Source organism: Ferdinandcohnia salidurans, from assembly GCF_042680725.1.
Classification (GTDB): domain Bacteria; phylum Bacillota; class Bacilli; order Bacillales; family Bacillaceae_L; genus Ferdinandcohnia; species Ferdinandcohnia salidurans.
Map to the genome: position 1 here is coordinate 200,937 of NZ_JBHUEK010000010.1, position 16,898 is coordinate 217,834.

The window sequence follows — 16,898 nt, forward strand, 5'->3', positions numbered from 1 at the left end:
CATTGAGTAAAGAAATTGTTGTCATCGATGGTGCACGTACTGCTTTTACAGAATTCGGGGGATCATTTCGTGATGTAACAGCGATCGACCTTGCCGTGCATACAACAAAGGAAGCAATGCGCAGATCATCAATCCAGCCGGAAGAAGTGGATCAAGTAGTAATCGGAAATGTTATTCAATCCAGTACTGATGCAATTTATATGGCAAGACATGTCGGGTTAAAGTCAGGTATTCCTGAGCATGTGCCTGGATTAACCGTCAATCGACTCTGTGGCTCAGGCTTACAAGCCATCGTTAACGCTGCGCAATCTATTAAACTAGGAGAATCCAATGTTAGCATTGCGGGTGGTACAGAAAATATGAGCCAGGTTCCACATGTCGTTCGAGGTGCTAGGTGGGGCTTACCTCTCGGAAAAGCACCAATGGAGGATTACCTATGGGAAGCGCTCTATGATCCTTACGGGAAATGCTCAATGGCTATTACAGCGGAAAATCTTGCCGAAAAATATGAGATTTCAAGAGAACAAATTGATGAGTTTGCCTCACAAAGTCACAATCGTGCCTTAGCAGCGCAAGAAAATGGTACTTTTGCAAAGGAAATTGTACCAGTAACGGTGAAAGTAAGAAAAAGTGAAAAGGTAATCGATCAAGATGAACACCCACGTGATACACCAACTGGTGTTTTAAATCGATTACCAGCTAGATTTATAGAAAACGGTGTAGTTACAGCTGGAAATGCAAGTGGCATTAACGACGGCGCAGCGACGATGGTCGTCACTTCTAGTGAATATGCTCAAAAACGAGATTTAAAACCACTAGCAAGATTAGTTTCATGGGGAATAGTTGGCGTTGAGCCAAAGTACATGGGAATCGGACCTGCCCCAGCGATTCGACAGGCATTAGAGCGTGCCAATATGAGAGTTGAGGATTTGGATTTAATTGAAATCAATGAAGCTTTTGCTGCTCAATATCTTGCTTGCCAAAAGGAACTAGGCTTTGACCCGAGCATTGGGAATGTCAATGGTGGTGCGGTAGCATTAGGACATCCACTTGGAGCAAGTGGTGCAAGAATCAGTTTATCGCTCATTTACGAGCTTAAGAGACGAAATAAAAAGTACGGCGCATCTGCATTATGTATTGGTGGAGGCCAAGGAATCGCGGCGATTTGGGAAGTCTTGTAGTCTTAATCAGTCGGGGCTTCAGCTTGACTGATTAAAGGAAATTTTAGTTATTGGGGTGAATTACATGAAAAAAGAATTAAGCAAACTTAGCGTTACGGAGCTTTTAGAAAGCGTTTGCAAAAAGGATCCTCATCATGAAGTTTCATACGATGGTTACACACGTCTGTCCTATCAGGAATTATGGGAGAAATCTCTTAATCTTGCAGCTTCACTACAAGAAATCGGTATAACCAAGGGAGATAAAATTGCGGTTTGTTTACCAAACTGGAATGAATTTGTCGTGATTTATATGGCCGTCTCTCATCTTGGAGGCATCATCGTTCCATTCAATACTCGTTACCGACAAGACGAAGTGGAGTACATTTTACGTAACTCTGAGGCTAAGATTGCCTTTTTTGCCGAAGAATTTGGTGGAGTCAAACATTATGAGCAATTCACGTTGGCAATTGGGCGTGTTACAAGTCTTGAAAGACTCATTACAGTTCGGTACGTGAAAGATGGCCATATGAGTTACGAACAATTGCTTGAAAGAGTCGACGACCAGCCTTTCTCGCCTATCAAAATCGATTCGGAAAATGATATTTTCTGTATCTTGTATACTTCAGGTTCTACAGGTGCACCAAAAGGAGCGATGCTTACCCATAGTAATTTCGTGAACACCGCAATCATTACTGCTGAAGAGATGAAGTGTACTGAAGAAGACGTCTTTTATGTAGCTGTGCCACTCTTCCATGTATTTGGTATGGTACCAAGCATACTAAGTACGATTGCGGTTGGGGCTCGGATGGTCTTGGCAGAAAAATACAATGCCAAAGAAGCATTGGAAACCACACAAAATGAAAGAATCACGGTCAAACATGGCGTACCAACGATGTTCATTTTAGAGCTTAATCATGCTGAGTTCAGAAATTATGATCTGTCTTCATTGAGAACAGGTATTATCGCAGCGGCTCCATGTCCGGTTGAAATTGTGAAGCGAATCCGAATAGACATGGGCTGTGATATCGTTGTTTGCTACGGTTTAAGCGAGACATCACCTACCCTTACTATGACTGCTTTTGATGATGACGACCAAATTCGTGCCGAAACAGTTGGAAAGGTACTGCCAGGTGCCGAAGTGAAAATTGTGAACGAATTTAAGGAAGATGTTGGTCTTAATGAGGTTGGAGAAATAGCTTGTCGTGGTTTTGGTATCATGAAGGGTTACTACAATATGCCTGAGAAAACGAGAGAAGCATTAGATGAGGATGGCTGGTTTTTTTCCGGTGACCTTGGCACATTAGACGAGCAAGGAAACTTAAGAATTGTTGGCCGAAAAAAAGAATTGATCATTCGAGGCGGCTATAATATTTACCCAAGAGAAATAGAAGAAGTTTTATATACCCATCCGGATGTAATGGAAGTGGCAATAGTTGGACTGCCTGATACTGTTTTAGGTGAAATCTCTTGTGCTTGCGTAAAAATTAAGCCAAATACTTCACCAAGTGTAAAAGAGCTTTTGGAGTTCGTAAGACCCAAAGTTGCTGACTATAAAGTCCCGGATAAATTGTTGATCATGGATGAATTTCCGATGACAGCCAGCGGGAAAATTAGAAAAATATCACTTCAGGAACAATTAAAAGAAAAATTGGGGGCCGAATTACGATGAGAAAAAATTCTTGGGTCTGGTCATTTCTGGTCATTTGTTTAAGTGTATTTGTTATTGCAGGCTGTAGTGGAGGTTCACAACAAACAGAAGGAGAAAACAGTGGAGGCGATGCTAAGCCTAGCGGGGAATCCTCAGATACAATTAAAATCGGTGTTATCGTTGCAGAAACTGGTCCAGCATCTGCGTTAGGTAAACCTGAAGTAGACGTTGCGCGATTACTTAACAAACAACTTAAAGACAAAGATTTTAATGGGAAAAAGGTAGAGCTTATCATCGAGGATTATGAAACAGACGACACAAATGCAGTCGTGCTTATGAAAAAAATGATTTCAGAACATAATGTTACGGCTGTAGTTGGTGGAACTCAAACAAGTACGAGTGTGGCACTTATGGGTGTGGCTGCTGAAAATAAAATTCCACTCGTTGCGTTAGGTGTACTGAATAATGACCAATTTAATGAATACACAGTTCAAGCTCCACAAAGCAATGAAACAGTTCTTCAAAATGTCATTGATTATTTAAAAGATAACAATATTGATAGTGTTGCTTGGATCAATGCAAGGGATGGTTTTGGTCAGACTGGACTTCCTGTTTTTGAAGGAATGGCAAAAGAAAATGGGATTGAAATTGTAGCAAAAGAAGACTTTGATGCTGAAGCTACTGATATGACTGTCCAATTAACAAAAATTAAGCCTAAAAATCCAGGTGCCATCATTATTTGGTCACGTCCTCCTGGAGCAGGAATAATTGCGAAAAACTATTCACAATTAGGCATTGATGTTCCAATGATACAAAGCCATGCTGTAAGTAATCAAGGATTCTTAGATCAAGTTGGAGCAGATGGGGTAGGAGTGTTGGTTCTTGGAAGTAAATTAAATGTTCTAGATTCATTAGAAGACAACGAACAAACTCAGCTCTTTAAAGACTTTGCGGAACCATTTATAGAAGAATACGATTATAACCCAGGTCCATTCGGTGGTTATGCGTATGATGGGATTCAAATGGTGCTACAAGCTATTTCCGAAGGTAATACGGATTCCGAATCTATTAAGAAATATTTAGAAACAATCTCTTATAAAGGTGTTACAGGAACCTATAATCTATCACCAGATAATCGTAATGGTGTTGAAGGTGATGGTATGGCCATCCTTAAGGTTGGGGAGAGTGGCTGGGAATTAGAATAGCATTTTTAGACAATCAATTGAAGCATGTATGATGTGAGTCATGCATGCTTTCTGAGTTCTTTCGTTAAAGGAGGCTTACAATGGATGCCGTTATTCAATATTTGATCACAGGCTTAACTACCGGAAGCATCTATGCATTAATCGCGATAGGGTTCGTGACGATTTACAATGTGACAGGCATTATTAACTTCGCACAAGGTGAATTCGCGATGCTTGGCGCGATGTTTTGCATCACTTTTTCAAGTCTTGGATTACCGATATATGTTGCTATTTTATTAGCTGTGCTTTGTACTGCATTGATCGGATTTGGTGTTGAGAAACTTGCAATCGCACCAACGAAAAGTGCAAGCTTTATCAACTTAATTATCATTACAGTTGGATTATCAATGGTTCTTAAAGCAATTGGATTATTTGCTTGGGGAACGTATCCGAAGTCTCTTCCTGCTTTTTCAGCTAATAACCCAATTCAAATTATGGGAGCTGTATTAATGCCACAGAGCATTTGGGTCATATGTACTCTATTTTTCCTACTAGTACTTCTTTATTTCTTCTTTGAAAAAACAATTACAGGATCGGCGTTAAAAGCATGTGTTGTAAATCCAGTAGCTGCTAGGCTAATGGGAATCAATACCTCCTCCATGTCTACATTGGCATTTGTTTTAAGTGCAGCCGTAGGAGCTATTGCCGGGATTGTAATCGCCCCTGTAACAGGTGCAACCTATGATATGGGGTTAATGCTTGGATTAAAAGGCTTTATGGCCATGATTATCGGAGGAATGACGAAAGTTCCTGCTGTAGTAGTTGCAGGCTTTTTAATTGGAATTATTGAATCTTTTTCAGCAGGATATATTTCCACTTCATACAGCGATGCGATAAGTTTTGGAATTCTATTACTTGTTCTATTTGTTGCACCAAATGGAATTATGTCAAAAGTTATTGGGAATCGCGTGTGAGGAGAGGGGGGAATGAACATGTTGTATCCTAGTCGAACGAAACCACTGATTCTCATGCTTATCACGATAATCGTGCTTCCACTAGTATTCAATAATTCTTATATGCTAAGTCTATTTATCCTAATTGGAATTTATAGCATGGTCACAATTGGATTAAGTCTCCTAATGGGGTATGCAGGCCAAATATCACTTGGGCATGCAGCATTCTTTGGATTAGGTGCTTATATGACAGGAGTTTTAACGACAAGTTATCAAATGTCTTCATGGATTGCACTCATTGTTGGGGTACTAGTAACAGGCCTGTTAGCCTTTATAATCGGAATTCCTATATTAAAATTGAAAGAACATTTCTTAGCATTTGCAACTATTGGTGTCAATGTCATTGTGTTTATTTTATTACTAGGACTTACCGATATTACAAAAGGTGCTGCTGGCTTATCGGGAATCCCAAAATTGAATCTTTTTGGATTCGTTTTACAACAAGAGTTGAGCTTCTACTATTTTATTTGGGGGATTGTTGTTTTAATCGTAATCCTTTCCCTTAATATTGTACATTCTCATGTTGGAAGGGTGTTAAGAGGCATTCATGATAGTGAGATCGCAACAAGGTCTTTAGGTATCAATGTTGCAAAGTTTAAACTTCATATTTTTGTATTAAGTGCCATTTTTGCCGCAGTTGCAGGAAGTATGTACGCTCATTTTATGAACTTTATTACACCTTCTACCTTTCACATATTAGTCTCGATTCAATTTTTAGTAATGGTCGTAGTAGGTGGGTCGCAATCCATTTGGGGAGCAATAGCAGGTGCCTTTTTAATGACGATGCTCGGTGAATGGGTAAAGGATTACCTTCCATTGCTATTCGATGTAAGTGGAGAAGTTGAAATCATTGTGTATGGTCTCGTCTTAATCCTTGTCGTTATGTTTATGCCAAAAGGACTTATCCCAACAGGTGCCACCCTTTATGAACGGGTCAAAGATAAAATTCGTCCGGTTACAAGAAAGGAGGACGTTGTCGTAAATGAAAACAACCATCCTGCAGATTAATCATTTAACGAAACGATTCGGAGGAATTGTGGCTGTAAACGACGTCTCCTTCACAATGAATCAAGGAGAAATACTTGCTGTTATTGGTCCGAATGGTGCTGGGAAAACGACGTTATTTAATATGATCTCCTCCGTTCTACCAAGTACTAGTGGTGAGGTTTGGTTTATGGAGGAAAAGCTTAATGGGACACCGGTTCATAGTTTAGCTTCTAAAGGGATTACTCGTACGTTTCAAAACCTTCAAATCTTTGATAATATGACCGTTCTTGAGAATGTAATGCTCGGTGTTCATCCACAAATGAAAACGAATGTTTTTCTTGCGGCATTAAGAACTAAGGCGGTAAAAAAGGATGATGAAATGGTAAAACAGCTAGCTGAAGAAGCTTTGGAAAAGGTAGGAATCCTTGAACAAGCAGACCAAATTGCAGGAAACTTACCATATGGATTACAAAAGCTTTTAGAAATTGCACGTGCAATCGTTTCGAAACCAAAGCTTGTTTTACTTGATGAGCCAATGGCTGGGCTTAATGATGGAGAAGCTGCAAAGGTTGCCGATATCCTACTCGACATGAAGCAAGAAGGTTATTCATTTCTATTTGTGGAACATGACATGAATACAGTTATGAAAATAGCAGATAAAATTGTTGTAATCGACTTTGGAAACAAGATTGCTGAAGGGACACCAGAGGAGATCAAGAAGAATCCAAAGGTGATTGCTGCCTATTTAGGGGAGGAAGTACTATGACACTCCGCACAATCAATCTTACAACCTATCATGGTAGAGTTAAAGGAATCGATGGAATCAATCTAGTAGTGAATCCTGGAGAAATCATATCGATTATCGGAGCGAATGGAGCAGGAAAAAGCACATTGCTCGGAACGATTTCAGGTACTTACAAGCCAACGGAAGGTGAAGTCTTATACAATGATACATCGTTAACGAGAGTAAAGTCTCATAAAGTCGTTGAACAAGGAATTTCTCTTGTTCCTGAAGGACGTCAAATCTTTTCCAATCTAACAGTTAAGGAAAATCTGATTCTAGGAATGTATTTCAAATACCGAAAAGAAAAACAGATTGTTTCCCCCAAAATAGACCGAATGATTGAGATGTTTCCAGGATTGCAGAAGCATATGAATAGCGTTGCAGGAACATTAAGTGGAGGAGAACAGCAAATGTTAGCCATTGCAAGGGCATTGATGTCTGATCCAAAAGTGATCCTTCTAGATGAGCCTTCAATGGGATTAGCGCCTTTAATCGTAAAAGAGATCCTTGATATTATGAAGCAAATTAGGGATGAATTTGGAGCAATGGTGATCTTAGTTGAGCAAAATGTAAAGGCAGCCCTAAGTGTTGCTGATCGAGCATATGTTATGGACAGAGGGAAATTTGTCCTTGAAGGCAGAGCAGATGAATTAATCCAAAATCCACTCGTTCAATCCACATATTTAGGTTATACAGAGAAAGTCATATAGAAGGGTGATATAAGTGAGCTTTATCGTAACAGATGAACAGCAAACAATTAGAAGTTTTGCACGTGACATCGCAAAGAATGAAATTACACCTTTTGCACGGCAGTATGATGAGGAAGAAGAATTTCCGCTAGAAATCATAAGAAGACTACATGAGGTAGGTCTATCGAACCTAGCAATACCAGAGGAATATGGAGGGCCGGGTATTGATAAGCTCTCACACGCTTTAATCGTTGAAGAAATTGCAAGAGCATGTGCGAGTGTTGCAACAAGTATCGAAGCGAACTCTCTTTCTTCCTATCCTATCCTTGTAGGGGGAAGTGAAGAGCTTAAGAGAAAATATCTAACCCAATTAACAAGAGAAGGAAAGTTTGCTTCGTTTGCCCTGACTGAACCAGGTGCAGGTAGTGATGTTAATTCTCTGAAAACGACCGCGATCAGAAGTGGTGACGACTACATTATTAACGGAGAAAAATGTTTTATTACAAATGCAAGCTACGCTGACTTTTTTGTTGTGTTAACCACTGTAAAAGATACTGGTTTTACTGCTTTCATTGTAGATCGAGATTCAGAAGGATTACAGGTAGGTGTCAAGGAGAAAAAGCTTGGCTTACGTGCCTCTAATACTGCATCTGTTATTTTCGAAGACGTTCGAGTTCCCACATCGAACCGCATTGGTGTGGAAGGTGCTGGTTTAAAAATCTTTTTACAAGGGCTCATGAATGCAAGACCTATGGTGGGGGCTCAAGCAGTAGGAATTGCTCAAGGGGCCTATGAAGATGCCCTTGCTTATTCAAAGGAAAGAACTCAATTCGGAAAATCGATTTCCAATCTGCAGGCGATCCAATTCATGTTGGCTGATATGGCGATGAATATTGAAGCAGCAAGACTCCTTGTTCATCAAGCTGTCCAGTTTTTACAATCGGGTACACCATCCATCAAGCATGCTTCCTTTGCAAAGTGCTTTGCCTCTGATACTGCAATGAAGGTAGCGACAGATGCCGTCCAAATTTTTGGTGGCTATGGATTTATTCGTGATTACCCGGTAGAAAAGTATTTTAGAGATGCAAAAATCATGCAAATATACGAGGGCACGAATCAAATTCAACGAGTTGTCATCGCTAAAGAAATCCTTAAATAGGCCTTTCTATATAAATTAAACGCTTTAAGAAGGAATTCGAAACATCGAGTGGAATGTATATAGAAAACAAAGTATAAGGTGGCGATTTTTTTGAAGTTAACGAGTGAACGAGAAAAGTTAATGAAGAAAATTGATAATCATTTACGAACGATGGCGCGCCACCTTGTTACATTTGACACGATTGAAGAAACGCTAGATTACTTGTTAGAAGGATTTTATAAGGAATATGCATGTGATTTAGTGGGAGTCGTCCTTTATGAAAAAGGAAGACTTGTCCCCAAGGTTTGGAAAGGAGAACAGTTTACAATCGATCAAACACTTCACTTAGATGTAAAAGACTGCTCTCCTAAACTCCTTAAAAACGCAATATGGTGGCAGAAGGATAAACGTGAAGAAACCAACTGTGCCTTTCATACTGCAATCAAGAATGAAAACCTATCAACATGGTTTACAGTCCCCCTACATAATCTTAACGAAAGCTTTGGACTCTGCGTAATTGGCTTTCGTGAATTTATTCCATTAATCATTGAAGCAGAACAAATTTTTACAGAATTCGGTCATGATGTCGCTTCCTCATTAATCATCGCACGTGAGAAGGAAAGTCAAAAACGAAAAATGAAGGGAATTGAATGGATTAAGGAGAATATCCTTCCAAACTCTTCAATTGAACATATCATTGAAAAAGTGGTCGAACGTGCATGTAAAGGAACCCAAGCAAGTGGTGCCTGCGTCTATTTATATGATGAAGAAAACACATGCTTTGATCTCCATCCCCCATGGTATGGGCCTGTTGGCCATCCAATTAAGATTAAAGTAAATTCAAATAAATCACTGGATTCCTATTTTCCATGTGTTGAGGTATCAGGAGGAACTGAACTCACAGTTCCTTTACTTGTTAATTTAAAGACAATTGGCGTTATTTATGTCACTACCGGTGGGGAAGGCTATTTTACGGAAGAGGATCTGGAATTTCTGAAATTTGTTTCTGACTTCGTTTCTATGCAAATCGAAAACGCAAGACTTTATCGGTTCGAATATGAAAGCAAAAAAAGTCTTGAAACCATACTAGAGCACCAACAGGAATTAGTAAAAAAAACAGTAAAAGGTGCAGATTTAATTGAGATCACAAATACAATTAGCGCTATGATTGATAGTACCGTATTTTTATACGACAGATTTATGAATCCAATTACCTCAAAAGTTAAACAGGAGGAAAAGCACCTTCAAAACGAATACGGACATGAAATCATCAAGATGAAAAGCGAAATCATTAAGCTTCGTACCGAAGATCTGACAATTAAAGTAAATGGCACTGGCTTACATGTACTCCCCATTTTGCAGGGAAATAAAGCTTTAGGGTATTTGATCGTGAGCTTATATCAGAAGAAAATGCACCGCTTGATTCGCCTTACGATTGACTATGTATTAAATGTATATGCAATCGAATTCATTAAACAAAAACTCGTTCTTGATACAAAAGAACAAATTCAAGAAGGCTTCATCAATCAATTGTTTGCAGAAACGATTGAAAATCCCGAGAAAATTATTCAATATGCAACTTTAACCAATTGGAATATACTTGAACCCCATACGGTTGTAGTAGGCTCATTCTATGTAGCCGATGACGCAGGCGAGAATGTCGTGGCGATCGAAGCAAAGAAATCAAGGGTATGGGACCAAATGAAGTCTGATTTATCTTTTCATTTTTCAAACATGATCTTCAGTCGTAAAGGTGAAGATTTTATTATCATTGCTCAAACACCAAGCGAGAAAAATGTATGGGAACGACTTTATAAACTTCTTTCAGATTCAACAAAAAAAGAAAAGATAACAACCTATTTCGGAATCGGTGGGAGCACAACAAAACTAGAAGATTATTATGATAGTTACATAAAAGCGTCCAAAGCGAAAAATGTTATCATGAATCGTAATCCAGACGGAGGCTATGCACTATACGATGATCTCGGTGCCTACACCATTTTAAGTAATACAAGTGATTTAGCATCAGCCAAAATCTTTATTAAGAATAACCTTGGGGCTTTGGTGCAATATTCGGAAAAAAATAACGTTGATCTCTTCGGGACGCTTAGGGTTTATCTTCTTCATAATGGCAATGTAAGAGAGGCCTCTAATGCACTGTTTATACATCGAAGTACACTAGAATATCGGATTGACCGTATTGCTGAACTATTAGATGTCGATTTAAATGACGCGGAGGTAAGGTTTGAGCTGTTAATGGCGTATAAGCTTTATAGCCTTTTTGATTTTGATTCATCTGAATTGATGTAAAGAAGTTTTAGCTTTCCCTCACCATTCCGGCATTAACTGAAGTTGAGATATTCGGTAGAAATGTTGAACAATAAAAATAGAGTGCGGAAAAGAGCTGTCCATTTAGACGGCTCTTTTTTTGCTGTCAACCTTGTGAATGAGAATGGCTGAACTTGTAAAATCTACTAGTAAGCAGAAACACGCATTTAATTCACAGGGGGTTTTATTAATGAAAAAACAAGTTTTTTTTCTAATTTCCATCATCCTTACATTTGCTTTTTTCCTGGTAGGATGCGGTGGCACTGATCAAGACAACAACAATGCGGGAAATGAAGAAAACAACGATACCGAACAAACGGGCTCTTTATTTGATGAAATCAAAGAAAAGGGAGTGCTAACAGTAGGAACAGAAGGTACATATGCACCTTATACTTTCCACAATGAAGAGGATAAATTAACGGGCTATGACGTGGAAGTGATTAGAGAGGTAGCAAAGCGTATGGATCTTGAAGTTGAGTTTATGGAAACTCAATGGGATTCAATGTTTGCTGGTTTAAATTCAAAACGATTTGATTTAATTGCAAACCAAGTGGGGATAAATGAAGACCGTCTCGCTAATTATGAATTCTCAGAACCATATACCTATTCCTCAGCTGTTCTGGTTGTACCAAAGGATAATAGAGATATAGCTTCGTTTGAGGACTTAAAAGGTAGGAAAGCTGCCCAATCTTTGACAAGTAATTACGGGGCAATCGCTCAAGAAAATGGCGCTGAAATCGTAGGTGTAGAGGGGCTCGCTCAGTCGATTGAATTGATTAAGCAAGGACGTGCGGAAGCTACTGTTAATGATAAGCTCGCAGTCCTTGATTATATAAAATCACAGGGTGATGAGAGTATTAAAATTGCTGCTGAGTCAGATGATGTTTCAGAAATGGCTTTTACTTTTAATAAAGGGAACGAAGACTTGGTAAAGGCAATTAACGAACAGTTGGCTGCAATGAAGGAAGATGGGACATTAGCAAAAATTTCGCAGGAATGGTTTGGTGAAGATGTTTCTACAAAATAGCCTAATTTTCACGATTACTGCCAATATGGAGGGATGGGAGTTATTTATGAACTCCCTTCCCTCCATGCTTTCTGGAGCGATTCAATATACAATTCCACTCACACTTATATCATTTATAGGTGGACTTATCCTTGCTTTGCTCACAGCAATCATGAGATTGTCCAAATCTAAACTCATTCAGATTCCGGCTATTATCTATGTTTCAGCGATTCGCGGAACGCCTTTACTTGTCCAATTATTTATTATTTTTTACGGACTTCCCAATATTGGAGTCAATATTGACCCTTTCCCGAGTGCAGCCATCGCGTTTATTTTAAATGTTGGCGCCTATGCATCAGAAATTATACGTGCATCTATTTTATCAATACCAAAAGGACAATGGGAGGCTGCGTTTACAATTGGAATGACAAGATGGACAGCCTTAAGGCGCATCATTCTCCCGCAAGCAGCAAGGGTCTCCGTCCCGCCATTGTCTAATTCATTTATTAGCCTTGTAAAAGATACATCCTTAGCTTCATTGGTGCTGGTGGCTGAATTATTTCGTAAGGCCCAGGAGATTGCTGCAAGGACGTACGATTTCCTCCTTTTATATCTGGAAGCTGCTCTAATCTATTGGGTAATTTGTTTCATTTTATCACTGTTTCAAGAAGTACTCGAACGAAGGTTAAGTCGACATGTCTTAAAGTAAAGGGGTGAGGGTATGTTTTTATCTGTTAAGGGTTTGGCAAAATCTTTTGGTGCAAATGAAGTATTAAAAAATATTGATCTCGAGATTAAAAAAGGGGAGGTTGTCTCCATTATTGGCCCATCCGGATCAGGAAAAACAACGATGCTCCGTTGCTTTAATGCTCTTGAACAACCGGATAAAGGACTTTTTCAGTTTGAAGATGGATTATCCATAAATTTTGGAGAAAAATTGAGTAAACAGAACGTCATTCGTTTAAGTCGAAAATCGGGAATGGTGTTTCAATCCTATAACCTTTTTCCACATAAAACAGCCCTTCAAAATGTAATGGAAGGGCCACTAATTGTTCAAAAAAGAAATAAGGCGGAAGCAAGACGTGAGGCAGTGGATTTACTAGAAAAGGTCGGATTAAAGGAGAAAATGGATTTATATCCTGACCAATTATCTGGCGGACAGCAACAGCGGGTAGGGATCGCAAGGGCATTAGCACTGAAGCCGGAATTGCTCTTATTCGATGAACCAACCTCCGCATTAGATCCTGAACTAATCGGAGAAGTGTTAAAGGTGATGAAGGATTTAGCTCACGAAAATTGGACCATGATTATTGTCACCCATGAAATCCAATTTGCTGGTGAAATCTCAGATAAGGTCCTGTTTATGGATGGAGGGTATGTCGTCGAACAAGGCAAACCAGATGCGGTATTAAAAAATCCAAAAGAAGAACGGACGAAACAGTTCTTACAACGAATCCTAAATCCTACATAAATAATGTGTGAATAATGTTTAACCGATATTGGGAAAATAATATCATAATGCTTTCTTAACTACATAGGTGGTGTTAAGTATGGGCTTTTTAGACAAATTATTTGGCAAAAATACAGCAACGGAGGAACCAAAAATGACTGAAGAAAAATTAAACATTGGGATTATTTTAAGTAGTACACGAGAAGGTCGAGTTAGCCCGCAGGTTGGAGAATGGGTTAAGGGTTATGGTGACAAAAAGGGGAATGCAAATTACGAAATCGTAGATATTAAAGAGTATGATTTACCGTTCTTAGGAACAGCTGATGCACCTGGAATTGCAAAATGGAATGAGAAACTAGCAAGTCTTGATGGATTTATCTTTGTTGTGGCAGAATACAATCACAGTATCACTGGAGCATTAAAAAATGCGTTGGATTTAGCTCGTGAAGCATGGTACAACAAATCAGCTGGAATCGTTAGCTATGGTTCAACTGGTGGTGCTCGTGCGGCCGAACATCTACGTGGAATCTGTGGTGAGTTGAACATTGCGGATGTACGTACCCATCCAACATTATCACTATTTCTAGATTTTGAAAATGGTACTGATTTTAAACCACAAAATATTCATGACGATAATATGAACATGCTGTTAGACCAGGTTGTTACTTGGGGTAAGGCATTGAAGACAGTTCGATAAAAAAATGAAAAAACAACATCCACTGTGATGTTGTTTTTTCATTACAATATGATTAACATACTTCTTTATTATTAAGGTATCATCCAAGCTAGTACATTATTTTGTAGGAACGTGATAATACAGATCAGTAATAATAAGAAAAGACTATGCTTAATGGTAAAACGGAACAAATCTGATTCTTTCCCAGCTAGTCCAACTGCTGCACAAGCAACGGCAATTGATTGTGGTGAAATCATTTTACCGGTTACCCCACCAGACGAGTTAGCGGCAAGTGCTAGTACCGGGTCCATACCGATTGATGTTGATGTAACCTGTTGCAGTTTGGCAAAAAGCAGGTTTGCAGATGTGTCTGAACCAGTGATGAATACGCCGAGCCAACCAAGGACAGGAGCGAAGAAAGCAAAGAGCTCCCCTGTTTTTGCCAAGACCATCCCAAGAGTTGTGCTCATTCCAGAGGCATTTGTTACATAAGCATATCCTACAACAGCAGCTATTGTTATAATTGGGTATTTTAATTCATTTATTGTCTCGCCGAGTGTTACTGCCCAGTCGCGCCAAGAGATTTGCACAATAAACTTCGTAACAATAGCTGCTAAAAGAATAGCCGTCCCAGCTGCTCCTATAATTTCAAGCTTGTATACTGCAGCGATTGGTTCTCCAGAGGCATCAATGATTTTGTTGTGCAGCCAAGGTACTTCCGGTTTAAAGGTGAGAGCATAACCAAGTGAGTTTATAGTTTTTAAAACGATATTAGCTCCTTCATAATTCCCAGTTAAAGCAAGTTTAACAGTCGGAACTCCCCAAACAGTTATAAACCCCGTTAAAATTAAAAATGGTGACCATGCTTTGAAAATTTGACCACTAGAGTATGTGTGACGTTCCGGTTTCGACTTATTTGCTGTCACTGTTGCTGCCATTTCCTGTTCTGCAGAAAAACGATAAATGTTTTTTGGCTTCCAAAATTTCATAAAAATAGCCAAAGCAAATAAAGATACCAAAGCGGAAAGAATATCTGGTAATTCAGGGCCTAAAAAGTTAGAAGATAAATATTGTGTTATGGCAAAAGATAAACCTGAAACTAGAATTGCAGGCATAACTTCAAATGCTTTTTTAAAGCCTGTCATTATGACAACTAGATAAAAAGGAATAAAAACGGATAGGAACGGTAACTGACGGCCTACCATTTTTGAAATTTCAGTAGCAGGTATACCTGTGGGGCCTTCCATTGCAATAATTGGAATCCCGATTGCACCGAAAGCAACTGGAGCTGTATTAGCAATTAAACAAAGACCAGCTGCATATAAAGGACTAAATCCTAGACCAACTAATAATGCAGCCGAAATTGCAACGGGTGCACCAAAACCAGCGGCCCCCTCAAGAAATGCTCCAAAAGAAAAGGCAACGAGTAAAGCCTGTATACGTCTATCCTCTGTGATTGATAAGACAGAACTACGAATAATATTAAATTGTCCTGTTTTAACTGTCAGCTTATAAAGAAAGACAGATGTAATGATGATCCAGCCAATTGGTAATACACCATACACAGCTCCTTGTGTTGCGGACATAACAGCTGTAACAGCAGGCATCTTAAATGCGAATACAGCTAGGACTAATGCGATAATCAAAGTGGTTAATCCGGCTATATAGCCCTTCATTCTTTTAATGGCCAAAGCCCAGAAAAAATAAAGAATTGGAATAAGGGCAACGATTGCCGTTGAAGCAAGGTTGTCACCAACAACCGTAAAGTTTTGTGTGAATGTCAAAGTCTCTTCCTCCTGTTGTTTTAATTACCCCATAAAGTAATCGTTTTCAAGTTCTGGTGAATTTAATAGATAAGGTCATCAGATGACTATATGATATGATTATATTTTTCGGTTCCAAAAAAATCAATAAATTTTTAAATATTTTTGTTTTGGGGTAAAAATATAAGTATATAAATTATTGATGTATACTAATGATATTAGTGCAAATATTCAATGAGGTGGAATAGGTTGGAATATAAACAAATCAAACCGAAAAAAATATATGAAGAAGTGGAAGAAGCCTTACATGCAATGATTTTAACAGGACAATTAAAGCCAGGTGATAGGATAGAATCGGTTCAGCAGTTAGCCGAAAATTTTCAAGTTGGTAGATCGGCAATAAGAGAAGCATTGTCCGCATTAAAGGCAAAGGGATTAGTTGATATAAAACAAGGAGAAGGGACTTTCGTTAAGGAGTTTGAAGCAAGCAAAATTATTTTTCCTCTATCATCTGCCATCCTTATGAATAAAAAGGATGTCGTTCACCTTCTAGAAGTCAGGAAAATTATTGAAACTGGCGCAGCTATATCTGCTGCAAAAAATCGAAATGAAGAAGATCTAAAAGCCATGGCTGAAGCTCTCGAGGAAATGAAGGGGATACACGGTGATGGAGAATTGGGTGAGAAAGCAGACTTCAGGTTCCACCTAGCGTTATCTTCAGCATCTCATAATCCCTTATTATCAACTTTACTAGAACAAATTTCAGGGCTCATGATTGAAACGATGAAAGAAACAAGACGAATTTGGTTGTTCTCCAAACAAACAACGATTGAAAAATTATACCGAGAGCATGTTAAAATTTATCAAGCAATTGAAGAAAGAAACGAGGAAAAATCGCGGTTAGCCATGCTTTTGCACCTTGAAAATGTGGAAAATATCCTAAGTAAATATTTTCTAGAGACGGATTAAGAGCAGTTATAAAAAGAGGAAATGATGTCATCATTTCCTCTAAATATCGTTTTAAGTGATTATTGGGATTAAGTTGCAGCAAGAAGTGCAATCAACATAACTT

15 protein-coding genes are annotated in these 16,898 nt (G+C 38.8%); 14 read left to right on the plus strand and 1 reads right to left on the minus strand.

The features are described from left to right. Positions 1-2 precede the first annotated feature (2 nt). From ACFSFW_RS08295 to ACFSFW_RS08355, 13 genes are all read left to right on the plus strand, one after another. Entirely contained in the window at positions 3-1,181 is a 1,179-nt protein-coding gene (locus tag ACFSFW_RS08295) for an acetyl-CoA C-acetyltransferase (protein ID WP_388037062.1), read from the plus strand. A gap of 64 nt (positions 1,182-1,245) precedes the next feature. Continuing rightward, complete coding sequence (locus ACFSFW_RS08300) at positions 1,246-2,829, plus strand: AMP-binding protein (protein WP_388037064.1); 1,584 nt, start codon at positions 1,246-1,248, stop codon at positions 2,827-2,829. Beyond that, a complete protein-coding gene (locus tag ACFSFW_RS08305; protein ID WP_388037067.1) occupies positions 2,826-4,013 on the plus strand; it encodes an ABC transporter substrate-binding protein in 1,188 nt (395 codons plus the stop codon). Before ACFSFW_RS08300 ends, ACFSFW_RS08305 begins: the two co-directional genes overlap by 4 nt. An 80-nt stretch (positions 4,014-4,093) precedes the next feature. After that, positions 4,094-4,966, plus strand: coding sequence for a branched-chain amino acid ABC transporter permease (locus ACFSFW_RS08310; RefSeq protein WP_388037070.1), 873 nt, complete (start codon positions 4,094-4,096; stop codon positions 4,964-4,966). A 12-nt stretch (positions 4,967-4,978) separates the two neighbouring features. Then, positions 4,979-6,013, plus strand: coding sequence for a branched-chain amino acid ABC transporter permease (locus ACFSFW_RS08315; RefSeq protein ID WP_388037073.1), 1,035 nt, complete (start codon positions 4,979-4,981; stop codon positions 6,011-6,013). Continuing rightward, positions 5,988-6,758 carry an ABC transporter ATP-binding protein gene (locus ACFSFW_RS08320; RefSeq protein WP_388037075.1) on the plus strand — a complete coding sequence of 257 codons (771 nt, stop codon included), beginning with the start codon at positions 5,988-5,990 and terminating at the stop codon, positions 6,756-6,758. The genes ACFSFW_RS08315 and ACFSFW_RS08320 overlap by 26 nt, the downstream gene beginning before the upstream one ends. After that, the gene (locus ACFSFW_RS08325) at positions 6,755-7,486 is read left to right on the plus strand and encodes an ABC transporter ATP-binding protein (RefSeq protein WP_388037078.1); all 732 of its coding nucleotides are present in this window, start codon (positions 6,755-6,757) and stop codon (positions 7,484-7,486) included. The genes ACFSFW_RS08320 and ACFSFW_RS08325 overlap by 4 nt, the downstream gene beginning before the upstream one ends. Positions 7,487-7,499: 13 nt before the next feature. Next, on the plus strand, positions 7,500-8,624 hold the full coding sequence (locus ACFSFW_RS08330; RefSeq protein ID WP_388037081.1) for an acyl-CoA dehydrogenase family protein: 1,125 nt from the start codon (positions 7,500-7,502) through the stop codon (positions 8,622-8,624). Positions 8,625-8,714: 90 nt separating this feature from the next. Continuing rightward, positions 8,715-10,913, plus strand: a complete 2,199-nt coding sequence (locus ACFSFW_RS08335) for a helix-turn-helix domain-containing protein (RefSeq protein ID WP_388037084.1) — start codon at positions 8,715-8,717, stop codon at positions 10,911-10,913. A 208-nt stretch (positions 10,914-11,121) separates the two neighbouring features. Then, a complete protein-coding gene (locus tag ACFSFW_RS08340) occupies positions 11,122-11,958 on the plus strand; it encodes an amino acid ABC transporter substrate-binding protein (RefSeq protein ID WP_388037086.1) in 837 nt (278 codons plus the stop codon). Further along, complete coding sequence (locus ACFSFW_RS08345) at positions 11,942-12,646, plus strand: amino acid ABC transporter permease (RefSeq protein WP_388037431.1); 705 nt, start codon at positions 11,942-11,944, stop codon at positions 12,644-12,646. Before ACFSFW_RS08340 ends, ACFSFW_RS08345 begins: the two co-directional genes overlap by 17 nt. A gap of 12 nt (positions 12,647-12,658) precedes the next feature. Further along, positions 12,659-13,408, plus strand: coding sequence for an amino acid ABC transporter ATP-binding protein (locus tag ACFSFW_RS08350; protein WP_388037089.1), 750 nt, complete (start codon positions 12,659-12,661; stop codon positions 13,406-13,408). 79 nt (positions 13,409-13,487) lie between these two features. Continuing rightward, the gene (locus ACFSFW_RS08355) at positions 13,488-14,084 is read left to right on the plus strand and encodes an NADPH-dependent FMN reductase (RefSeq protein ID WP_388037091.1); all 597 of its coding nucleotides are present in this window, start codon (positions 13,488-13,490) and stop codon (positions 14,082-14,084) included. Between the two features lie 71 nt (positions 14,085-14,155). Here ACFSFW_RS08355 and ACFSFW_RS08360 read toward each other — a convergent pair whose 3' ends face one another. Continuing rightward, positions 14,156-15,847, minus strand: a complete 1,692-nt coding sequence (locus ACFSFW_RS08360; protein WP_388037094.1) for an L-lactate permease — start codon at positions 15,845-15,847, stop codon at positions 14,156-14,158. A gap of 228 nt (positions 15,848-16,075) precedes the next feature. Between ACFSFW_RS08360 and ACFSFW_RS08365 the strand changes: the two genes are divergently transcribed. Then, the gene (locus tag ACFSFW_RS08365; RefSeq protein ID WP_388037097.1) at positions 16,076-16,795 is read left to right on the plus strand and encodes a FadR/GntR family transcriptional regulator; all 720 of its coding nucleotides are present in this window, start codon (positions 16,076-16,078) and stop codon (positions 16,793-16,795) included. The last annotated feature ends 103 nt before the right edge of the window (positions 16,796-16,898 follow it).